At 29.9% G+C, this 25101-nt stretch carries 22 protein-coding genes and 1 tRNA gene; 12 read left to right on the forward strand and 11 right to left on the reverse strand.

What is annotated here, in order from left to right; translation table 11 throughout:
- The first annotated feature begins 94 nt into the window (after positions 1–94).
- The 3 genes from EGM88_RS02470 to EGM88_RS02480 all read left to right on the forward strand — a co-directional run bounded on the left by EGM88_RS02470 (position 95) and on the right by EGM88_RS02480 (position 5214).
- Positions 95–3568: a methylmalonyl-CoA mutase family protein gene (locus EGM88_RS02470; RefSeq protein ID WP_123896383.1), complete on the forward strand. Its 3474-nt coding sequence runs from the start codon at positions 95–97 to the stop codon at positions 3566–3568.
- A gap of 84 nt (positions 3569–3652) precedes the next feature.
- Complete coding sequence (locus EGM88_RS02475) at positions 3653–4267, forward strand: DUF1684 domain-containing protein (RefSeq protein WP_123896384.1); 615 nt, start codon at positions 3653–3655, stop codon at positions 4265–4267.
- Between the two features lie 5 nt (positions 4268–4272).
- The gene (locus EGM88_RS02480; protein WP_203229412.1) at positions 4273–5214 is read left to right on the forward strand and encodes a pyridoxal-phosphate dependent enzyme; all 942 of its coding nucleotides are present in this window, start codon (positions 4273–4275) and stop codon (positions 5212–5214) included.
- Positions 5215–5224: 10 nt separating this feature from the next.
- Here the strand turns inward: EGM88_RS02480 and EGM88_RS02485 are convergent, their stop codons facing one another.
- The 5 genes from EGM88_RS02485 to EGM88_RS02505 form a co-directional block, all read right to left on the reverse strand.
- A complete protein-coding gene (locus EGM88_RS02485; RefSeq protein WP_123896385.1) occupies positions 5225–5767 on the reverse strand; it encodes a hypothetical protein in 543 nt (180 codons plus the stop codon).
- A gap of 80 nt (positions 5768–5847) precedes the next feature.
- Positions 5848–6381, reverse strand: a complete 534-nt coding sequence (locus EGM88_RS02490) for a hypothetical protein (RefSeq protein WP_123896386.1) — start codon at positions 6379–6381, stop codon at positions 5848–5850.
- Positions 6382–6462: 81 nt separating this feature from the next.
- The gene (gene crcB / locus EGM88_RS02495; protein WP_123896387.1) at positions 6463–6831 is read right to left on the reverse strand and encodes a fluoride efflux transporter CrcB; all 369 of its coding nucleotides are present in this window, start codon (positions 6829–6831) and stop codon (positions 6463–6465) included.
- Positions 6832–6858: 27 nt separating this feature from the next.
- The gene (locus EGM88_RS02500; RefSeq protein ID WP_123896388.1) at positions 6859–7956 is read right to left on the reverse strand and encodes a BT_3928 family protein; all 1098 of its coding nucleotides are present in this window, start codon (positions 7954–7956) and stop codon (positions 6859–6861) included.
- Positions 7957–7967: 11 nt separating this feature from the next.
- Positions 7968–8504 carry a DUF1599 domain-containing protein gene (locus EGM88_RS02505; protein ID WP_123896389.1) on the reverse strand — a complete coding sequence of 179 codons (537 nt, stop codon included), beginning with the start codon at positions 8502–8504 and terminating at the stop codon, positions 7968–7970.
- Positions 8505–8755: 251 nt separating this feature from the next.
- Here EGM88_RS02505 and EGM88_RS02510 point away from each other — a divergent pair, with 251 nt between their 5' ends.
- The 3 genes from EGM88_RS02510 to EGM88_RS02520 all read left to right on the forward strand — a co-directional run bounded on the left by EGM88_RS02510 (position 8756) and on the right by EGM88_RS02520 (position 11183).
- Positions 8756–9367, forward strand: a complete 612-nt coding sequence (locus tag EGM88_RS02510) for an LOG family protein (RefSeq protein ID WP_123896390.1) — start codon at positions 8756–8758, stop codon at positions 9365–9367.
- On the forward strand, positions 9351–10169 hold the full coding sequence (folP, locus tag EGM88_RS02515; protein ID WP_123896391.1) for a dihydropteroate synthase: 819 nt from the start codon (positions 9351–9353) through the stop codon (positions 10167–10169). The genes EGM88_RS02510 and folP overlap by 17 nt, the downstream gene beginning before the upstream one ends.
- A gap of 219 nt (positions 10170–10388) precedes the next feature.
- Positions 10389–11183 (forward strand): diadenylate cyclase, encoded by a 795-nt coding sequence (locus EGM88_RS02520; RefSeq protein ID WP_123896392.1) that lies wholly within the window; start codon positions 10389–10391, stop codon positions 11181–11183.
- A gap of 7 nt (positions 11184–11190) precedes the next feature.
- Here the strand turns inward: EGM88_RS02520 and EGM88_RS02525 are convergent, their stop codons facing one another.
- Positions 11191–12957 (reverse strand): ABC transporter ATP-binding protein, encoded by a 1767-nt coding sequence (locus EGM88_RS02525; protein ID WP_123896393.1) that lies wholly within the window; start codon positions 12955–12957, stop codon positions 11191–11193.
- A 32-nt stretch (positions 12958–12989) separates the two neighbouring features.
- Complete coding sequence (truA, locus tag EGM88_RS02530) at positions 12990–13742, reverse strand: tRNA pseudouridine(38-40) synthase TruA (protein ID WP_123896394.1); 753 nt, start codon at positions 13740–13742, stop codon at positions 12990–12992.
- A 198-nt stretch (positions 13743–13940) separates the two neighbouring features.
- On the opposite strand from truA, the gene EGM88_RS02535 reads away from it, so the two are divergent.
- A complete protein-coding gene (locus EGM88_RS02535; protein WP_123896395.1) occupies positions 13941–14438 on the forward strand; it encodes a metallophosphoesterase family protein in 498 nt (165 codons plus the stop codon).
- 6 nt (positions 14439–14444) lie between these two features.
- Here EGM88_RS02535 and EGM88_RS02540 read toward each other — a convergent pair whose 3' ends face one another.
- The 4 genes from EGM88_RS02540 to EGM88_RS02555 all read right to left on the reverse strand — a co-directional run bounded on the left by EGM88_RS02540 (position 14445) and on the right by EGM88_RS02555 (position 18455).
- Positions 14445–16163 carry a tetratricopeptide repeat-containing sensor histidine kinase gene (locus tag EGM88_RS02540; RefSeq protein WP_162497532.1) on the reverse strand — a complete coding sequence of 573 codons (1719 nt, stop codon included), beginning with the start codon at positions 16161–16163 and terminating at the stop codon, positions 14445–14447.
- A 116-nt stretch (positions 16164–16279) separates the two neighbouring features.
- A complete protein-coding gene (locus tag EGM88_RS02545) occupies positions 16280–16939 on the reverse strand; it encodes a response regulator (protein ID WP_123896397.1) in 660 nt (219 codons plus the stop codon).
- A 157-nt stretch (positions 16940–17096) separates the two neighbouring features.
- Positions 17097–17483 carry a hypothetical protein gene (locus EGM88_RS02550; protein WP_123896398.1) on the reverse strand — a complete coding sequence of 129 codons (387 nt, stop codon included), beginning with the start codon at positions 17481–17483 and terminating at the stop codon, positions 17097–17099.
- Between the two features lie 537 nt (positions 17484–18020).
- Positions 18021–18455 (reverse strand): DUF4293 domain-containing protein, encoded by a 435-nt coding sequence (locus EGM88_RS02555; protein WP_123896399.1) that lies wholly within the window; start codon positions 18453–18455, stop codon positions 18021–18023.
- A 222-nt stretch (positions 18456–18677) separates the two neighbouring features.
- Between EGM88_RS02555 and rho the strand changes: the two genes are divergently transcribed.
- The 5 genes from rho to EGM88_RS02580 all read left to right on the forward strand — a co-directional run bounded on the left by rho (position 18678) and on the right by EGM88_RS02580 (position 25029).
- Entirely contained in the window at positions 18678–20333 is a 1656-nt protein-coding gene (rho, locus tag EGM88_RS02560) for a transcription termination factor Rho (RefSeq protein WP_123896400.1), read from the forward strand.
- 160 nt (positions 20334–20493) lie between these two features.
- Positions 20494–20566, forward strand: a tRNA-Met gene (locus EGM88_RS02565).
- 275 nt (positions 20567–20841) lie between these two features.
- Positions 20842–21984 (forward strand): alkaline phosphatase, encoded by a 1143-nt coding sequence (locus EGM88_RS02570; protein WP_123896401.1) that lies wholly within the window; start codon positions 20842–20844, stop codon positions 21982–21984.
- Between the two features lie 317 nt (positions 21985–22301).
- Complete coding sequence (locus EGM88_RS02575) at positions 22302–23675, forward strand: 3-keto-disaccharide hydrolase (RefSeq protein ID WP_123896402.1); 1374 nt, start codon at positions 22302–22304, stop codon at positions 23673–23675.
- Positions 23676–23685: 10 nt separating this feature from the next.
- Positions 23686–25029: a Gfo/Idh/MocA family protein gene (locus EGM88_RS02580; RefSeq protein WP_123896403.1), complete on the forward strand. Its 1344-nt coding sequence runs from the start codon at positions 23686–23688 to the stop codon at positions 25027–25029.
- The last annotated feature ends 72 nt before the right edge of the window (positions 25030–25101 follow it).

Raw genomic sequence — 25101 nt, forward strand, 5'->3', positions numbered from 1 at the left:
ATTCTCATTCAATTCTGAACTATTAAGGCCCAAATTCTTTCACTCTTTTTATTAAAATAATTGTAAATTGCCCTATTAAATTGATCTGTTAATTATGGTAAAAACGCAAGCCTATAAACCTAAAAATAAAATTAGAATTGTTACTGCAGCATCTTTATTTGATGGACATGATGCTTCCATTAACATAATGCGTAGAATTATTCAAGCAACTGGTGTTGAAGTAATTCACTTAGGCCACGATAGGAGTGTAGAAGAAGTTGTAAATACAGCAATTCAAGAAGATGCCAATGCCATTGCCATGACTTCATATCAAGGTGGGCATAACGAGTATTTTAAATATATGTATGATTTATTACAAGAAAAGAATGCTCCACAGATAAAAATTTTTGGAGGAGGTGGCGGTGTTATTTTACCTGAAGAAATAAAGGAATTGATGGATTATGGTATTGCTAGAATTTACTCACCTGATGATGGTAGAGAAATGGGACTTCAAGGTATGATTAATGATATGGTAAAAAGCTGTGACATTAAAAGTGCTCCCCTAACTTTACCACAACAAGAAATTAAAGAATTATTAACAAAACAGAACATAAATACCATAGCAAAGTTAATTTCATTAGCTGAAAATAATTATGACAAATACAAAGAAATTTTTTCTCCTTTAAAACAATTAAAAGGAGCTTCTCCCGTATTAGGAATTACAGGAACTGGTGGTGCCGGAAAATCTTCTTTGGTAGATGAATTAGTTCGCCGTTTTTTAACAGATTTTAAAGATAAAACATTAGGCATTATTTCTGTTGACCCATCAAAAAGAAAAACTGGAGGAGCATTATTAGGTGATAGAATTAGAATGAATGCTATAAAAAATGAACGTGTTTATATGCGTTCATTGGCTACAAGACAATCAAATATTTCTTTGTCAAAAAATGTTTCTGATGCTATTGACATTCTTAAAGCCGCTCAGTTTGACCTTATAATTTTAGAAACTTCAGGAATAGGACAATCAGGAACGGAAATTATTGAGCATTCGGACATGTCATTGTACGTAATGACACCTGAATATGGTGCAGCCACACAACTTGAAAAAATTGACATGATTGATTATGCTGATGTTATTGCCCTAAATAAATTTGACAAACGAGGAGCCTTGGATGCTCTACGGGATGTAAAAAAACAATACCAACGCAATCATAATCTTTGGGAAAATAACCCAGATGATATGCCTGTTTTTGGAACCATTGCTTCTCAATTTAATGATCCTGGTACTAATGCTTTATACAAAGAGGTAATTCAAAAACTGAATAAAAAAACAACAGCTCATTTTAAAAGTTCTTTTAAAATTAGCAATGAGATGTCAGAAAAGCAGTTTATAATACCTCCAAATAGAACCAGATATCTTTCTGAAATTACAGATTGCAATCGCAATTACAATAAATGGTGTTATCAACAAAAAGAAATTGCACAAAAACTATATGGAATTTACAAAACAATTTGTTCGGTATTAAATGTAAATTCATCTGAAAATAAGCATAATTTTTTAAATGAAAACGGAACTAATGACAGTAAAATTCTTGATGTTGCAAAAAAAGACAATTTTTCAAATATAGATTCAACTATTGAAATAATAGCATTATTACTCAAAGAATTTGCTAGAATTAAAAAAGAATTGAGTCCAGAAAATTGGGAAATACTTTTAAATTGGGAATCAAAAAAACAATCTTACCAAAATGATGTTTACAATTTTAAAGTTCGAGATAAAGAAATTAAAATTGAAACTCATTCTGAGTCATTATCACATTTACAAATTCCAAAAATTGCATTACCAAAATACGAAGCTTGGGGAGATATTTTACTTTGGAGTTTAACAGAAAATGTTCCTGGTGAATTCCCTTACACCTCAGGAATTTACCCTTTTAAACGAACTGGTGAAGATCCTACAAGAATGTTTGCTGGTGAAGGTGGCCCAGAGCGAACAAACAGACGTTTTCATTATGTTAGTCTAGATATGAAAGCCAAACGCTTATCTACCGCTTTTGATTCGGTAACTTTATATGGAAATGACCCTGATATACGCCCAGATATTTATGGCAAAATAGGAAATGCAGGTGTGTCTATTTGTTGTTTAGATGACGCAAAAAAACTATATTCAGGGTTTGAATTGACCAATCCGATGACTTCCGTTTCCATGACAATTAATGGTCCGGCACCTATATTACTAGGCTTTTTTATGAATGCTGCAATTGATCAAGAATGTGAAAAATATATAAAAGCAAACGGTTTAGAAAATGATGTAGAAAATAAAATAAAAACCATTTACCAAAAGAAAGGATTAAAAAAACCTAAGTATCAAGGCGAACTTCCCAAAGGGAACAATGGGTTAGGTTTAATGTTACTAGGTGTTACTGGAGACCAAGTTCTACCAAATGACATTTATCAAAAAATTAAATCTGATACCATAGCAAAAGTACGTGGCACTGTACAAGCAGATATTTTAAAAGAAGATCAAGCACAAAATACTTGTATTTTTTCTACAGAGTTTGCTTTAAAATTAATGGGTGATGTACAACAGTATTTTATTGAAAATAAAATACGTAATTTTTATTCTGTTTCAATTTCAGGATATCATATTGCAGAAGCTGGAGCAAATCCTATTTCGCAATTAGCATTCACATTATCCAACGGCTTTACTTATGTAGAATATTACTTATCTAGAGGTATGGATATTAATAAGTTTGGCCCTAACCTATCGTTCTTTTTCTCTAACGGAATTGACCCTGAATATGCTGTAATTGGCCGTGTAGCCCGTAAAATATGGGCAAAAGCTATGAAATTAAAATACGGAGCAAATGCTAGGGCACAAATGTTAAAATATCATATTCAAACCTCTGGACGCTCTTTACATGCTCAAGAAATAGATTTTAATGACATAAGAACAACTTTACAAGCATTATATGCTATTTATGATAATTGTAATAGTTTGCATACCAATGCATATGATGAGGCCATTACTACACCAACTGAAGATTCTGTTAGAAGAGCAATGGCAATTCAACTTATTATTAATAAAGAATTAGGATTGGCAAAGAATGAAAATCCAATTCAAGGTGCTTTTATTATTGAAGAATTAACTGACTTAGTTGAAGAAGCTGTTTATGCTGAATTTGATAGAATTACAGACAGAGGTGGTGTTTTAGGTGCAATGGAGACGATGTACCAACGTTCTAAAATTCAAGAAGAAAGCTTACACTACGAAACCTTAAAACACAATGGAGACTATCCTATAATTGGAGTAAATACTTTTTTAAGTAGTAAAGGGTCACCAACAATTTTGCCTCAAGAGGTAATTAGAGCAACAGAAAGTGAAAAGAATTATCAGATTGAAGTGGTAAAAAATTTAAAAGAAGGAAATCTAGAAGAAGCCTCCAAACAACTAAAATTATTGCAAGAAAAAGCTATAAAAAATGAAAACATTTTTGAACAGTTAATGGAAGCTACAAAAGTTTGCTCTTTAGGACAAATAACCAATGCTCTTTTTGAAGTTGGTGGAGAATATCGTAGAAATATGTAAATAAAATACAACTATGCAAAACTCAAAATTTTTCTTATATAAAAAATTAAATGAGTTACTTATATTTACATTAAATTATCATTTATGAAAAAGCTTTCCATTTTATTAATTCTACTATTTTCAATCTCATCATGTTCGCAAAAAAAAGTAATATTTGATGATTATATTGCGTCAATTAAAGATTTTCAAAATAATTTAAATTTAGAATTTAAAAACAAAAATGAATCTCCATTAACTGAAGAGGATAGGATAAAATTTAAAAGTTTAGATTTTTTTCCTATTGATTCTACTTACCAAATCCATGCAAAATTAGAACTTGAAAAGGATGCTAAAATTTTTTCAATGCCAACTACTACAGATAGACTTCCTTTATATAAAAAATATGGCAAAGCTACTTTTATCATTGACGGAAAAGAATTAACTCTGTCTATCTATCAAAATCAAGATTTAATTCAACAACCTAACTATAAAAACTATTTATTTATTCCTTTTACCGACTTAACCAATGGAAAAGAAACTTACGGAGGGGGAAGATATATCGATTTAGAAATTCCTTTAGGAGATACAATAGTTATTGATTTTAACAAAGCTTATAATCCATATTGTGCTTACAATTCAAAATATTCTTGTCCTATTCCTCCTAAAGAAAACAATTTAAATGTGTCAATAAAAGCTGGCGTAAAAAAATATAAAAATTAACCTATATGGATATTAAAAAAGATATAATAGAAAGTTATAACCGAATTTCTCCTTACATCCATAAAACACCTGTTATTACTTCAACTACAATTAATAAAATTACTGGTGGTTCGTTATACTTTAAATGCGAAAATTTTCAAAAAATGGGAGCCTTTAAAATGAGAGGTGCTACTAATGCCATTTTGCAATTGTCTTCTGAACAAAAACAAAAAGGTGTAGTAACACACTCTTCAGGCAACTTTGCACAAGCATTAGCCTTAGCTGCAAAAAATTTAGGAGTAAAATCTTATATAGTTATGCCTAGCAACGCTCCAGACGTAAAAAAAAGTGCCGTCAGAGGCTATGGTGGTGAAATTACTGAATGTGAACCTACACTAGAAGCAAGAGAGTCTACTGCTAAAAAAATACAACTAGAAAAAGGTGCAACATTTGTTCATCCTTTTAACGATTTTAATGTAATATTAGGTAACGCTTCGGCAGGTAAAGAACTATTAGAAAAACATTCAGACTTAGATTTTATAATTTCACCCGTCGGTGGTGGCGGATTAATTTCTGGAATTGCATTAAGTGCACTAGCTTTTAGTAATAATTGTAAAGTAATTGGTGCAGAACCTTTTGCTGTTGATGATGCCTACCGCTCTATAGAAAGTGGAAAGATAGAACATAATTTAACCATTGACACCATTGCTGATGGACTTAAAACTTCATTAGGAGATATTACATATAATATTATTAATAATCATGTTGAAAAAATAATAAGGACTACCGAAGAGGAAATTATAGCAGCAATGAAACTCATTTGGGAACGTATGAAAATAATTATTGAGCCTTCTAGTGCCGTAGCATTAGCAGCTATTTTAAATTCAAAAACTGAATTTAAAAATAAAAAAGTTGGTGTAATTCTTTCTGGTGGTAATGTTGATTTTAAAAATTTACCTTTCTCCTAAAAATAAAAAATTAATTCATTTTCAGCAATGCCTCGAAATAGTTAGAGGTATTCAAATATTCATTTTTAATTTCTTTTAAATGACTTAATATGGCTTCTTTAAAAGGATAATTAGCCGTTAAACAATCATTCATATCTGCATCAGAAACGTAAAGAGCGATATACCAATTCCCCTTTCTTTTTACATAAAAATCAGTAAATATTGGATCTATACCTTTATTTTTTAATGCTTCATTAGCAAAAAAAGGCCACAAGTTTAAAGATTTATCTGGGATTTCAACTTCATAGAATGATAGAAAATATTCTTCTCCGTTGACATGAATTGGAACATTGTCTTCAACCATTTGATGATTTAGTGAATACTTTGTATTTATAAAGTTATAGAACTCATTAGCATCTTTAGGGTCTTCAAAAACAAATGCATTCTCTCTAGGTAATTGACGCTTAAATTTTTTACCTGAAGTTAATTTATAATCTTCAATACTTGGAGCTATACGAATAGGAATACATGAGGTTATTAATAAAGTAATAAGAATAAAATAAACGTATTTCATTAGTTAATTTATTTCTATAAAAACATCAAATATTATACCATACTCCATATAAAAATATATACTAAAAAATGTCTTTATATTTATATCCCTAAAATTTTAGCATCAACAAAAAACTCAGAATGAATATTAATTTCATAATCTTCAGAAATTACTTCATCAGTTACAGCTTTTACACGTAAAGAAAACTTATCCATTTTTATATAATCTTTCAGGTCAACATCTACAGTTTGCAATTCAAGTATTTTAGATGTAGTCTCAGAAACCTCTTCGTTAAAAGCAATTTCTAATTCGTCAAGACCATCTGCAACTATATAAATTCTAATAGATTCTAAAAAACTAAAATCTTCATATTCTGGAGATTGTAAGGTTAAATCTAACACCCTTAAGCGAATGTCTTCAATTAAGTCTTTATGAGTATTATTAGATTCAAATTCTGACTCAGAATTACTTTCCATCTCAGGAGTGTTCAACACAAATGGCAATTTTATTCCTGTTGTTGATGGAATGGTTGTTGAGGAGTCATAATCCATCGTAAATTTTGTAAGATTATCAATTTCGTCACATGAAATTAACGTAATTATCATTAAAAAAGATACTAGTAAATATTTTTGCATAACCTTAATGTATTTGTATAAGTAAGGTTAAACGTTTAATACCTAAATATATTTCAAGTTATTAAACTTTAATGCAGCAACTTACGCTTTTACCAAGTACATACCAAGAAATACAGCAGCAAAACCAAGGGCAAAACTACCAATAGTATATAAGAAAAAACTTGTAAAGTCACCAGCTTTTAAAAAGACATGATTTTCATAAGCAAAGGTTGAAAATGTTGTAAATCCTCCACAAAAACCTGTAGCCAAAAATAGAGTTTGATTCTGAGTTAATGTATCATTTTTTACTGCAAGGCCAAGAATTAAACCAATTAAAAGACTTCCTAAAACATTTGCAAAAAAGGTACCATATGGTATTCCGGAAGTGGTACTATTAAAATATTTAGACAATAAGAAACGAGCTATGCTACCAAAACCACCACCCATAAATACTAACAGTAACTGTTTCATTAGTTTATTATAAAATTAATTTAATTTTTATAAATTGATATCATCAGCATCATTAGCATTCCATTTTCCTGTTATGGTTCCTTTATTTAAAATCATAATTCCAGGATTAGCTCTTATCATTGTTTTTAACGTGATATCATCACAAAACAATACATCAAAATCAAATTGATATTCTTCTTTAAGTTTTAAAAAATCAGCTTCATTGTTTGAAGACATGGCATAAACATCATAACCTTCTTGCAATGCTTTAGCAGAAAATGCCTTTATTTTTGGTAGTAAAGACGTATTGGTTTTATCTAAATTGTACATTATTATTAATACTAATTTTTCTTTTTGCATCAAAAAATTAGTAAAGTCTACTCCATCTCGTTCCATAGTAAAATCATGAATTGGAGCTTCATATCCTTTTTCTAAAAGAACAGTTTTTCTATCTACAAAAGTAGCACCTTCTATTTCCCAAGGTTTCTCAGCTGTTGTAAACTCCTTATTTTCTCCATCAACATTGTAAATCCAAGTATCCTCATAAACGTCTTGTTTAGCACCTTCTGGAATAATCATACCTTCTGGAATGTTTTTACCAATTGCATAAGGTCTAAAATCAATCAATGGTAAATGTTGTAATACATAATAAGAGATATACAAAAACACAATAAAAGACCCAAAAGAAATCCACTTAACAGCATTTACACTAAAAATAGGTTTAATGTTTTTAATGGTAAAAAGCAATATAATAATAAGTCCAAGAAGTACTATATTTTTGTAAAAAGTTTCCCAAGGTGATAGTTTAACAGCATCTCCAAAACAACCACAATCTGTTACTTTATTATAATAAGCAGAATACCATGTTAAAAAGAGAAATACAAGAGTTAAAATTAATAAACTCCATACTGTAATTTTTGGTTTAAATCCAATGAGTAAAGTAACACCTAACATAATTTCTGCAAGAATCAGAATAATGGAAAACGGTAATGCAAATGGACTTAAAAATTCTAAATTTAACACATCAGCGGCAAAATAATCTTGAAATTTATAAGCTGACCCCAATGGATCAACCAATTTTACAAATCCTGAAAAAATAAAAGTGGCAGCTACTAATAACCTTGCTATGTGAGTTAAAATTTTCATTTTTTAATATTTTATTCGCTCATTAAAATCAATGCAAAAACGGCGTAATTAATCATATCTTGATAATTAGCTTCTAAACCTTCTGAAACCAATAATTTACCTTTATTGTTTTCTATTGATTTAACTCGTAACAATTTTTGTAAAATTAAATCTGTTAAAGAGCTCACACGCATATCCCTCCAAGCTTCACCATAATCATGATTTTTCTTTTCCATAAGTGACTTGGTTATAGCTATATGTTTATCATACAGCTCTTCAGTCTCTTTATCAGACAAATCTGGCTGATCAACTACTCCTTTTTCTAACTGAATCAATGCCATAACACAGTAATTAATAATACCTATAAATTCAGGTTTCTCACCCTCATCAACTTTCTTTACCTCATTTTCTTGTAAATTACGTATCCGTTGAGCTTTTATAAAAATTTGATCAGTTAAAGAGGGTAAGCGTAAAATACGCCAAGACCTTCCATAATCTTTCATTTTTTTTACAAAAAGGTCGCGACAGATGGCAATTATAGCGTCATATTGTTCTGAAGTTTGGTGCATGTTTTGATTTTCTTCTTAATAAATAGCGAATTTATCAATTTCTAATGAAATTTTCAGCTATTGTTTTAATAAGTTATTAAAGTAAAATTTTATTCACTAGTTATCATTTTACTTTCATACAATTTTAAATTTTTACCTTTGAACAAAATAAAATATTATAGTTGACCTTTAAATAGAGTTACAAAAACACATTTTGACATTCTTACTAGGAGCTAAATTGGCAAGTCATTACTGAATAACATAGATTACAAATGAAAAGAATAGCAGTTTTTTGCGGATCAAGTACTGGATACAATTCCATCTATGCTAATGAAGCTAAAAAATTAGGATTGCATATGGCACAAAATAACATTGGATTGGTTTATGGTGGTGGAAAAATTGGATTGATGGGAGCCATTGCAGATACGGTTATGGAAAATAAAGGGGAAGTAATTGGTGTAATTCCACATTTATTGAGACACGAAGAAGTTGCCCATTCTGCAATTTCAAAAATGATTTTCACAAAAAAAATGTCGAAACGTAAAGTAAAAATCAGTCAATTAGTTGATGGATATATAGCCTTGCCTGGTGGATTTGGAACTCTAGATGAACTTTTTGAAGCTTTAACATTAGGACAATTAAGTATTGAAACTAAACCTATTGGAATTTTAAATACCAACGGCTATTTTAATCATACTTTAAAACAATTAGAAGTTATGATAGAAGAAGGTTTTTTAAAACAAAACAATCGTGATATGCTTCTGATTAGTGATAACGTGGAAGAATTAATTAAACTAATGAACACTTATAAAGCACCTAAAAAAACCGAAGTTATTAATAAAATAGTAAAAGCTCCTATTATAAAAAATGAAAATAAACTGTAAAGGCAAACTTATAGATTTATCTACCCCAAAAGTAATGGGTATTTTAAATTTAACACCAGATTCATTCTATGACGGTGGCACTTTAAAAAGTGATAAAGATATACTCACTAAGGTTGATGGCATGTTGGCTGATGGTGCTACTTTTATTGATGTAGGTGGTTATTCCTCTAAACCAAATGCCGAAGATGTTAGTGAAGAAGAAGAATTAAAAAGAGTACTTCCGGTTATTGAATTGTTGGTAAATAAGTACCCTAACATTTTAATATCTATTGATACATTTAGAAGCAGAATTGCAAAAATGACAGTAAGTACAGGTGCGTGTATCGTTAATGATATTTCAGCTGGAAATTTAGACGCAACAATGTTTACTTCAATAGCCGAATTGCAAGTTCCTTATATTATAATGCACATGCAAGGTACACCTAAAACCATGCAGGTAAACCCAACATATACAGACGTAACAAAAGACCTTATCTTTTATTTTTCTAAAAAACTAAATGCACTTAGAAAATTAGGAGTAAATGACATTATTATTGATGTAGGCTTTGGATTTGGAAAAACCATAGAACAAAACTACCAATTATTAAACAACTTAGACTTATTTCAAAACTTTGAAGTTCCTATTTTATCTGGGGTTTCTAGAAAATCTATGCTTTATAAAGCTTTAGAGACTACGCCTAACAAAGCCTTAAATGCCACTACCGTAGCCAATACTATTGCATTGCTTAAAGGCAGTTCCATTTTAAGAGTACATGATGTAAAAGAAGCTGTAGAAGCCATAAAAATAGTGTCTCTGCTTTAAATATATTATATCAATTACGTTTTTTCTTCAATTTTAGAAGACTAACTCTAGGTTATATTTGAAAATAATCTGGTTAAAATTTCTATATTCTACAATTCTCTTAGCCATATAAGTAACTCAACAACAGAATACTTATTATTGGTAAGAATGTTAATGCAAAAAGTAGAATATCAATTTTAAATCTTCAATCTTTTTACTACTTTTACCAAAACCTTTTTTTTGGACGCATTCAAATTTTTAGACTTTAGTTTTTTAGATATTTTAGACATTGTATTGGTAGCAATTTTACTCTATTATGTTTATAAATTAATTAGAGGTACTGCTGCCATAAACATTTTTTTGGGAATTGCCATTGTATATTTAATTTGGAAATTAACCGTTGCCTTAAAAATGGAACTGTTAAGTGATATTTTAGGCAAGTTTTTAGGTGGTGGATTTATTGCTTTAATTATAGTATTTCAGCAAGAGATTAGAAAGTTTTTATTGATGGTTGGTTCTACCAATTTTACTACAAAAAAAGGATTTCTTAAACGTTTTAAATTACTCTCAAACATGCGTGGTACGGATGACTTTATCTCTACTGATGTTGATAGTATTATTGATGCCTGCGATGATATGGCAAAAACAAAAACTGGAGCATTAATTATAATTCAAAGAAACAATAACTTAGAAATAGTTAAGCAAACTGGCGATAAAATGAATGCTGAAGTAAATAGAGCTTTGTTAAAAAGTATATTTTTTAAAAACAGTCCATTACATGACGGAGCTCTTATCATAGAAGATAATTTTATAACCGCAACTAGAGTTATTTTACCCGTTGAAAAAGACATTTCCATTCCTGCCCGTTTCGGATTACGACATAGAGCTGCTATAGGAATTACCATGCGTTCAGATGCCTTAGCTTTGGCTGTTTCAGAAGAAACAGGACAAATATCTTATATAAAAGATGGAGAATTTATTTTATATAAAGATATAAATAGCCTTAAAGAACTTATAAAAGAAGATTTAGAGTAAATAACAATTAACTCGCTTTCGCAGTTTCAAATTGAATATCATAAAGTTTACTGTAATATCCTTTTTGTTTAAGTAATTCTTGATGTGTACCTTGTTCTACAATTTTTCCTTTTTCCATTACAATAATTTTATCTGCTTTTTTTATTGTAGCCAAGCGATGTGCAATTATTATTGATGTTCTATTTTGAGTTATTGTATTGGTTGCTTTTTGGATTAGTTTTTCCGATTGTGCATCAATTGACGAAGTAGCTTCATCTAACACTAAAATAGCTGGCTTGCTCACATAAGCTCTTAAAAATGCTATGAGTTGACGTTGACCGACTGATAACATCCCTCCTCTTTCCTTTACATTATAATGATAGTTATTTGGTAGCGTCATAATAAAATCATGAATACCAATTACCTTAGCAGCTTCCGTAACCTCTTCTAAAGTAATATCTTTATTATTTAAGGTTATGTTATTTAAAATAGAATCTGAAAACAAAAAGACGTCTTGTAATACCACGCTAATTTGATTTCGTAAAGAATCTAGCTTAAATTTATTTAAATCAATATCGTCTATGGTAATACTCCCAGAATTTATTCTATAAAATCTACTCAATAAATTAATAATTGTTGACTTTCCTGCTCCAGTTGCACCAACAACAGCAACAGTTTCTCCTTGTTTTACATTAAAAGAAATTCCTCTTAATACAGGTTCATCTTCTAAATATCTGAAGTAAACATTATCAAATTTAATAGTACCTTTTATGTGTTCTACCTCAACCGTTCCTGTATCTACTTCTGTAGCATTTTCATCCAATACAGCAAATACTCGGTCTGCAGCCACCATTCCCATTTGTAAAGTATTGAATTTATCTGCAATTTGACGTAGTGGTCTAAATAGCATATTAACCATATAAATAAAACTAGTAATAACTCCAAAAGAAGTAACTCCTTCAACTGCAGCTGTTAACCCTCCATACCAAACAATTACGGCTAGTGTAATTGATGACAGAATTTCAACAACAGGAAAAAATATAGAATAATACCAAACCGTTCTAATATGAGCTTTTTTATGTTTATCATTAATACTTAAAAACTTATCGTACTCAATTTTCTCTCGAGTAAAAAGCTGTACAATTTTCATACCCGAAATTCTTTCTTGCACAAAACTATTTAAGTTGGAAACCTGATTACGAACATCTTGAAAAGTAGCCTTAATTTTTATTTGAAAAAGTTTAGTAGCATAAACCATTATTGGCAAAACTGCAAGTACAATTAAGCCTAATTGCCAATTCATTATCATCATTATGGTAATAATAACAAGCATTTGTAATAAATCACTGATAATAGAAAATAAGCCTTGTCCAAAAATACTTGCAATAACTTCTATATCAGAAACAACTCTTGTTACTAATTTTCCAACTGGGGTTTTATTAAAATATTGCATTTTAAAATTCAACACCTTATCAAACAATTTTGTACGAATATCTTTTATGATATGTTGTCCTAACCAGTTTGTAAAATAAATAAATAGAAACTGAAAAAGCACTTCTAATAAAACAACACCTAACATTATTAAACTAAATACCAATAATAATCGAGCATTTTTATTAAGAATGTAATCATCAACAATCCATTGTAATAAAACCGGTCTAGCAGCTGCAAACCCCGCTAATAATAGCACAGCTAAAGTTGACAAAATAAATTGAAAACGATATGCCTTAGTGTAAGACATTAGTCTTCTAAAGATTTTAATATCAAAAGCATTACCTGTTACTTTTTTACTCATCTAAATTAATTTATTTATTGTAATAGGTTCCGTTAACAATCCTTTAAAATTGTTTTTGGGTACTTAACTTCCGTTAGAAATAAACCTTTTGCTGGTGCAGAAAATCCAGCTTCACTTCTATCTTGACTATTAAGAATTTTTATAAAGCCTTCGATGGTATTTTTACCTGTACCTACTTCTATTAAGGTACCTACAATAGCTCTTACCATATTTCTTAAAAATCGATCTGCTGTTATGTAAAATATTAGTTGATTCTCTTTTTGCTCCCATTTCGCCTCTGATATTTTACAATTATAAGTTCTAACATCTGTTTTTGATTTAGAAAAGCATTTAAAGTTAGTATACGTTAAAAGTATAGAGGCCGCTTGGTTCATCTTATTCACATCAAGTTGTTTTTGATATAATTGCCAAGTAGTATCCAAAAGAAAAGGATTTCTGCCCAACCAAATTCTATATTGATAACTTCTACTAACAGCATCGAATCTAGCATGAGCATTATCATTAACTAAAAAAATACGATTCACAACAATATCATCAGGCAAAAATGCATTTACTTTCTTTGTAATATAGTTTTCATCTAAACTTATCGGAACATCAAAATGAGCAAACAGCTGTAATGCGTGTACTCCAGCATCTGTTCTACCTGCACCAACCAAATTAACTTCAATTCTTAATAGCGTTGAAAGGGCTTTTACCACAGTTTCTTGAACTGAAATTGCATTTGGTTGAGTTTGCCAACCATGATACTTTTTACCATTATAAGAAAGTTCTATAAAATACCTCAAAAATTCTTTTTTTTTGAAAAAGCAAAGATAGGTATTCCTTCTTTTAAGAAGGCAAATTTACAGAAAATGACATTAAAAAGTCTATAACAAGCAATTATAAGTTTCATATTAATTGGTATTACGTATTTTTGAAATCGGATTTTGGAGTATTTATAAAAAAACAACACTCTAATAAAACTTAAGATTTATAAAATTATAATGAAAAAAATACTTTTACTTTCTGATACTCACAGCTACATAGATGATCAAATTTTAAAATTTGTAAAACAGGCTGATGAAGTGTGGCATGCTGGAGACATTGGTAATGTAAAAGTAACTGATACCATTAAAAATTTAAAACCCCTTAGAGCTGTTTATGGAAATATTGACAATGCTGAAATTAGAAAAGAATTTCCTTTAGACAATAGGTTCAATGTAGAAAACATCGAAGTTTGGATTACCCATATTGGAGGATATCCTAACCGATACAATTCGAGAATTAAAGAAGAAATTAAAAAAAAACCACCAAAAATCTTTATTTCTGGACATTCTCATATTTTAAAGGTTATGAATGATAAAAAATTAAACCTTTTACATTTTAATCCAGGAGCTGCAGGTAAACATGGTTTTCATCAAATTAGAACCATGCTACGCTTTCAAATAGACGACTCAAAAATTGAAAATTTAGAAGTTATAGAATTAGGAAAAAGAACTTAAGTAAAGTTAACTGTTTCCATTCTCTTTAGGTTGAATTGGCACTAATATAAAAACACTGGTACCTTTTCCTTTGGAGGAAACCACATTAAACAACCCTTTCATCACTTTAACTCTTGCGTTTATGTGACTTAGGCCTAACCCATCTTTATTTTTTATTGTTCTGATATCAAATCCTACACCATCATCACTCAATCGTATACTTAACTTATTATCTTCCCTATGCACTAACATAATAGTAGCATTTGTGGCTTTACTATGTTTTAAAATATTATTGATTAACTCTTCAATAATGTTATAAATTTTAATCTCGAAATCCGGATCGTATCTTATTATATTTTTATCATCACTTTGTAAAGTAATTTTGGAATTGGAATATTTTTGACATATATCATGGACTGCAAAAGCCAATCCAAATTTTAAAAGAACTGAAGAAATTAATTCATGTGACAAATCTCTTATTTTGACAGAAGCCTCATTAACAATACTTTGTGCTTTTGAAATTTCTTGAGGAACATTGGTTTTTAGTTGTGATTTGGTTGCTTGTAAATGTAAATTCGCAGATGACAATAACGCACTCACACTATTATGCAAAATTTCAGAAATTGTTTTTCTTTCTTTTTCTTTGGCATCAATGGTTGCATTAATTATCCTTGTCTGGGTCTCATTTTCTAATTGCTCGATTTTACTTTTTTGTTTTAATCTATAATTTCTATAATAAATATAACCTAAAACAATAAAAGCAAGTAAGGCTAATGCTGAGCCATAAAATAAAATTTGAGCTCTTAAACGTAATGATTTTTCTTCTTCTATTTTTTGTCCTTGTTTTGCTGCATTGTATTTAGCTTCTATCTCAGAAATATTCTCAGCTACATTGGCTTCATTAATAGTATTAGTTAAATTTGTTGCTTGCTCTAAATATTTATATGCCTTTTCATAATCTCCTAATTCTTCATTAGTATATGCTAAATTATAAAGTGCATACTCCTTAACCTTTATTGCTCGTTCAGAATTTAATTCTTTTACTGCTTGATATGCTTCAAAGTAATTCTCTTTAGCTAATTGAAACTGCTCTTTTTCATAATAAACACCTCCTAAATTCATAATAGCAGTTGCTAGACCTACAGTATCTTTTTGTTTCTCTTTAATAGAAAATGACTTTTGATAATAATCTTCAGCTAATTGCAAATTAGACAAGCTTGCTATAATTCCTAAATTATTATAGCTAAATGAAATATAATTTTCAGTTTTATCATTAACAGGGTAACTTAACATTTTAGTAAAGTAATAGACTGCACTATCATTCTTTTTTTTATTGTAATAATTTTTACCTAAAGACAAATAAGCATCTAAAATTGTAGTAGTATCATTTAGAAGTAACGAGCTTTCTAAAACGTTTTTATAATAATAAATAGATTTATTATAATTATCTGCCTCTCTAAACATAAAAGCTAGATACTTAGCATATTGTAGATGCAAAAATCTATATTGAGGCATATCACTCAATTCAGTAAACCCTTTTAAAAGTAGACTTAAAGATTCTTTGTGCTGATCAGTTTCATAATAAAGTCTAGCTTTTAAAAAATTAACTTTCAATCTATTTAAATCTGATTTAAAATAGATTAAATTATTTTCTAAATTTATAATATTATTATAGGCAAGTTCATACTCTTTATTCTGCAGGTTAGTTTCTATAAGCTTTTCAAGAGTATCTTTTTGGGCGTTCACATAAAGACTGCTTAACATATAACAAATGAAAAGCACTACTTTAAGTCTAACTCTATTAGGTTGAAGATTTAACATTATTGCTTAAGCTTTATGAGCAAGCCAAAGTAGTTAAACTACTAAACGATTTCGTTTTTCATGGCAAAAATAGCTAAGCCCACAGTATTTTTTACATTAACTTTTTTAATCAAGTTTTTACGATGTGTTTCAACCGTACTTTCACTAATACCTAAAGCTTCTCCAATTTCTCTAGTAGTATATTGTTGGGCAATAAGTTTTAATATTTGATATTCTCTTCTAGTTAAAGAATTAATTAATACACCTTCAGGATTATCGGTACTATGCATAGGTTTACCCATAAGGGTTTTCATCATTTTTTCTTTAACTTCATCACTAAAATACTGTTCACCTTTATACACTTGTTTGATAGCTCTGACTATATGTTCACCTGCAGACTTTTTAGGTACAAAGCCCATCGCCCCCATTCCTAAGACCTCTTTAATAAGTTTTATATCATCATAACTAGACAGAATAATAATTTTAGGAACATCATCCATACTTTGGAATTTCTTTAAAACTTCCAAACCGTCTAAAATAGGCATATTAATGTCTAACACTAAAACATCAGCAGAATTTTCTTCAAACCAATCAATAACTTGTTGACCATTTAAAGAATAACCAACAACGTCAATATCTCGTTCTAAACCAAGCACTGCCATAACACCATCAATTAATATTTGGTGATCATCTGCAATATGAACAGTAATTTTATCGTTCAAAAATTCTTTTAAATCCTCATTAACCATACTTCAAAAGGGCATTTATAGTTATAATAGTAAACTAAATAACTTGCTTTATATTGTGTTGTAGGTCAGATAATATCAAAAAAAAATCCGAAGTGTTATCTTCGGATTTAGAATGCTGATTTTCAACAGATTACTCCATTAGTTTTTTCGGTTTCCCATTTCTAACCCGTCTAGAAAAAACCACTTCATCTACTGACGCTACATCAAAATTACTTTCAAAATAACTGTTGAAATCGACACCTTTTGTAGTAAAGATCACTGTATGGGTAGACATTTTATTAGAAAAACCATTTTCAATCAAATTGATATGGGTTAAATTTCCTTTGGCATTGGTAGTAACTATAGTATTTGCATTCACAGTAAATGTAATAGTATAACTACCATCTAATGCTTTAATTACAGGATATGATTGTAATAAGGTTCCATCAATGTCTTTTAAAATGGTTGTGTTTTTTGTGCTGCTGGTAAACGATGTTAATACCAAAACAGCACTCAATGCGAGTACTAATTTTCTCATAAAAAGGGGATTTAGAGTTATTAAATAATTAATGTCAAATTCTAATTTACACCCAATAAAAAAAACTTATATTGCATATAGTGAAATTAGGTATTTACAAAACTACCCAGAAACCACTATTTTTTTTATTAAATATAAAATTTGACGTTCTACTTTTGTAATATAGTAAAAAATTGTTAATAAACAAATCTATAACTGTTAACAACTCAGACCAAAACTATTTCAATACACTGAAATACAAATACTTAAAACACACACTAAAAAACTCAATCTAATAAAGCACACAAACTAAATAATCACTATATTAGCACCTGAGAAAAGATAACTCCTATTTTAAAATGGCGAGTGGTTTTAACGCCCTCTCCTTTCTCCCCCTTTCTTTTCTCCCTTATTACAAGGAGTATTATATATAAGTGTTTAGCGACAACAAAATACTCCACCCAATACAGTCATACCAAAAGTATGGCTGTTTTTTTTTATAAAAAAAGCTCATCGTTTCCGATGAGCTTTTCGCACAATATAACTAAGATGTTAGGTTTATCTCAATCTATCCACAGATTTTACAAGATCTTCATCCTTTTTAATAGCTTTATTTGCAATGGCTAGCAAAAAAACTACGACAATTGGTAAAAAGACCCCAATACCCTTCTCAGAAATTTGACTTTCTCCAGATAAAATTAGCAGATAATAAATCAATATACCTAATAAAATAAAATTTACAAGAATGTTTAAACGATTTAAAACAAACTGATTTTTTCTTTTCTTAAACATAAAAACACTTACAATACTCATTATTCCTGAAACAATAAATAAAATAGGTATTATTTTTAATATAAGATTATTTTCATTTAGCAAACTAAGTGCATAATAAGTATTACCAGCTTCATTTGCCCACAGGTCAAATACTTGTATGAGTCCGACAGAGCAAATAGATGCCAAAAGCAAATACAAAGATTGAATACGTTGAATCATGTGTTTAAATTAAAATAACTTTGCAAAAATAAGTTAAACTTTTTAAGAAATAAACTTATATATAAAATTTAATTTGTATAATTGCACCACAAATACCATAATATTGTAGATTTTCTTCTTTTTACAATATTTTACAAATTAAATTATATCATACAATTTATTTTACAACTTTCAGTTAATAGGATACCCTCCTTATATTAATTAAAATCACATTAATACTCAATGTTTGAAATAGAATCATTAAAAGAAAAGAAACTACCTGAATTACAGGAAATTGCTGAAAAACTAGGTGTCCCGAAGTATCGTCAACTAAAAAAACTAGATTTAGTTTATCAAATTTTAGATGTACAAGCTTCCAAACCATTACCAGAAGAACCAAAGAAGGAACGTAAACCAGCTAAAAAAACACCTCGAAAGAGAATTAGCAAACCTACTTCTAACACTCCCACACCAACTTCTGTACCAGAGCCTACTCCTAAACCTAAACAGAATACAGCAATTAAAGAAACAGCCAAAGAACAGCCTTCTAAACAGACAGACAACTCAACAAAGTCTGAACCTAAACAACCTCATAAAAAGGTTGAAAAAGAAGAAGCTCCAAAAGAAAACAAACAAAAAGAAAATAACAATTCTAAAAACCATAGAAATTCTCGCAAAGAGCATAATCAAAATGGTTCAAGAGACAGGAACACAAACAAACAAAACAAATCTCAACCTGGCTCCAACAGAAGACAAGGGAAATATAGAGATCCTGATTTTGAATTTGATGGTATAATTGAAAGTGAAGGTGTACTAGAAATTATGCAAGATGGTTACGGTTTTTTACGTTCATCTGATTATAATTATCTTTCTTCTCCAGACGATATTTATGTTTCACAATCTCAAATAAAATTATTTGGACTAAAAACAGGTGATACGGTAAGAGGTATTGTTAGACCTCCAAAAGAAGGAGAAAAATACTTCCCTTTAATTAGAGTATCTTTAATTAATGGTCTAAATCCTAGTATTGTTAGAGATAGAGTGGCATTTGAACATTTAACACCTTTATTTCCAAATGAAAAATTTAATCTTGCAGAAAAAGGCAGTTCAACTTCTACAAGAATAATCGATTTATTTTCTCCTATTGGTAAAGGTCAAAGAGGTATGATTGTCTCTCAGCCTAAAACGGGTAAAACAATGTTATTAAAGGATATAGCTAATGCTATTGCCGCAAATCATCCTGAAGTTTACCAAATTGTATTGTTAATTGATGAAAGACCTGAAGAAGTTACTGACATGCAACGTAACGTAAAAGGAGAGGTGGTTGCTTCTACTTTTGACGAACCAGCAGAAAAACATGTACGTGTTGCAAACATTGTATTAGACAAAGCAAAAAGATTAGTAGAATGTGGACATGATGTGGTTGTATTGTTAGATTCTATTACACGTTTGGCAAGAGCTTATAACACCGTTGCACCTGCTTCTGGCAAAATATTATCTGGTGGTATCGATGCCAATGCACTTCATAAACCAAAACGTTTTTTTGGTGCTGCTAGAAAAATAGAAAATGGTGGTTCTTTAACTATTATTGCTACCGCTTTAACAGATACCGGTTCTAAAATGGACGAGGTTATTTTTGAAGAGTTTAAGGGTACTGGTAATATGGAATTACAATTGGATAGAAATATTGCTAATCGTAGAATTTACCCAGCCGTTGACTTAGTTAAATCGAGTACACGTAGAGACGACTTACTATTAGATGAAAAAACAGTACAACGTATGTGGGTTATGCGTAAATATTTAGCAGATATGAATCCTATAGAAGCTATGGAATTTATAAGCGAAAAAATTAAATTTTCTAAAAATAATGAAGAGTTTTTAATTTCAATGAACGGATAAATTATAGCAAATAATAAGTTTATTTGGTAATTAACAATTCTTAATTACAGAATATAATTAACTCAAATAATTGAGAGTCAAGTGTTTTTAACTTGACTCTTTTTTTTATCAAAAATAGTTTTTTTTAAAATTAAATTATACGTATCTTTGCCGTCCATATCGCGGGATAGAGCAGTAGGTAGCTCGTTGGGCTCATAACCCAAAGGTCACAGGTTCGAGTCCTGTTCCCGCTACTACAAAAAAAGCTTTCAAGAATTTGAAAGCTTTTTTTATTTTCAATATTCTACAGTGTATTTCTATTTAATCACAAATTAAAACTTCGTTTTTATAGAAAACAATTCTTTTTAAAAAAACAACTTTTTTGTTTTTAGAATTTAACAAAACAATTTACTCAAAAACCCACATCAACAAAACATTATTAATCCTAAATTGAAGGCTAAAATACCCTTTATAATGACCAATATTTCTTAAATTGCATGCTATAATTTTTTTCTTAAAAATCAAAACCATGCTTACTTTTTCAAACAAATTAGCCCAATTAAAATATTTTTCAATTTTATTTTTAATACTATTATTTAATTCTTGTAGTTCAAAAAAAGTTACAAATAGTACCCAAATAAAAACTTCTGAAAACAATCAACCTTTAAATATAATTTTTATGGTTGGTGATGGTATGGGATTATCACAAGTTTCGAGTAGTTATTTTTCTAAAAAAACAGAACCAAATTTTAGTCGTTTTAAAAGTATAGGATTAATAAAAACATCATCTGGAAGTCATTTAATTACCGATTCTGCCGCTGGTGCGACAGCATTTTCTGCTGGCGAAAAAAGCTATAACGGTGCTATTGGTGTAAATATGGATACTGTTCCAATAAAAAATATTGTTGAAATTCTCTCTGATAAAGACTATGCAACTGGTTTAATTGCTACCTCATCTATAACTCATGCAACTCCAGGTAGTTTTTTTGCTCATGTAAAATCTAGAGGATTGGCAGAAGAAATAGCTACCGCCTTACCAACTTCAGAAGTGGATTTTTTTGCAGGAGGTGGTAAAAAATATTTCTTCAATCGTAAAGATAACAAATCCTTATATGAAGATTTTATACAAAACAACTTTACTATTGACACTTTAAATCTTAAAAAAAACAAAACGTTATTAAAAAATGAAAAATATGGTTTTCTGTTAGCTGATGATGCTATGCCTTGGGCAGGAGACAGAAATGATTTTTTAGCAAACGCTACAGAATTAGCTCTCTCCTATCTAAATAAAAATGAAGCTAAAGGTGACAATGGTTTTTTTCTTATGATTGAAGGTTCTCAAATAGACTGGGGAGGACATTCTAACAATTCGGATTATATTATATCAGAAGTATTAGATTTTGATAAGGTTATAGGTAATGTACTAGATTTTGCTGAAGCTGACGGTAACACGCTAGTAATTGTAACTGCTGATCACGAAACCGGTGGTTATACTTTAGCCGCTGACCCAGATAAAAAGAACACTATTAAAGGTTCTTTTTCTACAAAAGGACATTCTGCCACGTTAATTCCTGTATTTGCCTATGGCAAAGGAGAAGAACACTTTACTGGTATATATGAAAACACAGCTATTTTTGAGAAGATACTAGAGCTAGTAGAAAATAAAAAATAAGTACTTTTTAAAAATTAAAACCTACATCATTAGCACATAGGCCTAATGCTTTTACCTAAAATGAACCAAACTCATAAATACTGGTTGTATTAGGCCTAGTTATATACTAATTTTAATTACAAAAAAGTAAAATTCTAAACTAACAATTAACTTTTTTTCTACAACTTAAAGTATAATAGTTTCTATAGAGAGAATAAAACACCTCTTTTTACTAATAATTAAAGAATTTTACCACGTTTTTGAATGATATATCCATATGCTCTCTATGGAATTTTCATACCTTTATACATTATAATTAAACCAATAACATATATCATATGAGCAGTAACAAACTTATAATAAAAGTATTTTTACTTTTTATAGCCATTACATTAACCAATTGTAAAAATACAGAAGTAGATAATACTCCTTGGATTAACATATTTGACGGCAAAACTCTTAATGGATGGTCAACTATTGGAGGTGACGCAACTTACAGCGTTAAAGATAACGCCATTGTTGGTAAAACCGTACGAAATACACCAAACACCTTTCTTAAATCTGATAAAATGTATGATGACTTTATTCTTGAAATAGATTTTAAAGTTGACTCTACAATGAATTCAGGAATTCAAATTAGATCAAACAGTTTTCCTTATTATCAAAATGGAAGAGTACATGGTTATCAAATTGAAATTGATCCTTCTGATAGAGCCTGGAGTGCAGGAATATATGATGAAGCCAGACGAGGTTGGTTAAATCCCTTAACAGATAATTCCAAAGCTCAAAAAGCTTTTAAACAAAACGATTGGAATCATTACAGAATCGAAGCTATTGGAGACACTATAAAAACTTGGATAAACGATGTTCCTGCAGCTCATTTAATAGATGATAAAACTGCCTCTGGATTTATAGGTCTTCAAGTACACAGTATTAATAACAATCAAAAAGAAGGCACTGAAATTAGTTGGAAAAATATTAGAATACTTACAGACAGCTTAAGCTACTATTCAAAAGAGATATCAATTCCTCCTATAATTACAAAAAATCAATTAACTATTGATGAAAAGAAAAATGGCTGGAAATTACTTTGGGATGGAGAAACCACAAAAGGTTGGAGAGGTGCTAAACTAGAATCTTTTCCAGAAAAAGGTTGGGAAATAAAAGATGGAATATTAACCGTTTTATCTTCTGGTGGTGAAGAAGCAAGAAATGGTGGAGATATTGTTACTGAAGAGCTTTATGGAGATTTTGAATTAAAAGTAGACTTTAAACTTACACCTGGTGCAAATAGTGGAATAAAATATTATGTAGATACAGAAATCAATAAAGGTCCTGGTTCTTCAATTGGTCTAGAATACCAAATTCTTGATGACAACTTACATCCCGATGCTAAATTAGGCAATCATCAAGGAAGTAGAACTGTAAGCTCTTTATATGATTTAATTCAAGCAGACATTAACAAGCCTATTAACCCTATTGGTGAATGGAATACAGCTCATATAATTTCAAAAAACAACCATGTAGAACATTGGTTAAATGGTATGAAAGTTTTAGAATATGAACGCGGTAGTGATGAATTTTTAAAATTGGTTTCTGAAAGTAAATATGTAAAATGGCCAAATTTTGGAATGTTAGAAAAAGGTCAAATTTTATTACAAGACCATGGTGATCATGTATCATTTAAAAACATCAAAATCAAACCTTTATAATCAACAGAATATGTCAAGTAGAAGAAATTTTATAAAAAAAGCTGCCGTAGGTACTGCCGGAATAGCCTTAACTACAAATTTAAATGCCATGGATGCAAAAAGTTACTCAAAAATAATTGGAGCTAACGATCGTATTCATATAGCAATACAAGGCTTAGGAAGAAGGTATCAAGCTTATTTAGGTGCTATCGCAGCAAAAAATAGCAATGTTGAACTTCTATATTTATGTGATGTTATGAAAAGTCAGCGTGATAAAGCCGCTGATGTTGTATCAAAAGCAATAACTAACAAATTTAAACTAGAAAATGACATTAGAAAGATAATAGACGATAAAAAAGTAGATGCTATTTTTATGGCTACACCAGATCATTGGCATGCACCAGGAGCCTGTATGGCTATGGAAGCTGATAAACATGTTTATTTAGAAAAACCATGTAGTCATAATCCTAGAGAAGGAGAATTATTAGTAGCATATCAAAAGAGGTATAAAAAAATGGTTCAAATGGGGAATCAACAACGCTCCTCTGAACAATCTAAAGAGATTATTAAAGGTATACATGAAGGCATTATTGGAGATGTTTTTGAAGCAACTGCTTTTTATACAAATAATAGAGGGCGAGTGCCTAATCAAGAAAAAACCTCTCCTCCTGAAGGGTTAGACTGGGACCTTTTTCAAGGACCTGCCCCACGAAGTGCGTATACTCATAATACTTGGGATTATAATTGGCATTGGTATGGATGGGATTATGGTACTGCAGAAATGGGCAATAATGCAACGCACGAATTAGATATTGCACGCTGGGCTTTAAATGTTAAATATCCTGAAAGTGTTGATGTTATTGCTGGAAAATTTCACTATAAAGATGACGGATGGGAAATGTATGATACTATGGAAGCATTTTTTAAGTTTTCTGGTAATAGAACGATTAAATGGGATGGCCAAAGTAGAAATGGATATCTCAAATTTGGAGCAGGCAGAGGAACTATTATTTACGGATCTAAAGGATGTGTATTTATTGATAGAGATGGCTACAAACTTTACAATAACAAAGGAGAATTAATAAAAGAAAATGTTGTTCCTGGTATAGAGTCTGGTAATAGCCTTGGTGGCGGTGGAAAACTTTCAACAGCACATACGTTAAACTTTTTTGATGCAATTAGAGGAAAAGCAACACTCACCTCTCCCATTGAACAAGGTGTAATTAGTCAACAACTAACACACTATGCCAACATTGCTTCAAGAATTAATTCTTCTTTTGAAGTAGATGAAAACACTGGAAGAATTTTTAATCGTGAAGCTATGAAATTATGGTCAAGAACTTATGAACCAGGCTGGGAAATAAAACCTGTTTAAATACCTTATTTGAAAGTCTGATTATGGATAGAAGGAAGTTTATAAAAAAATATTTCTATCTAGACATCAATA

Origin of the sequence: Aureibaculum marinum, assembly GCF_003813905.1 — a bacterium.
Taxonomy (GTDB): Bacteria; Bacteroidota; Bacteroidia; order Flavobacteriales; family Flavobacteriaceae; genus Aureibaculum; species Aureibaculum marinum.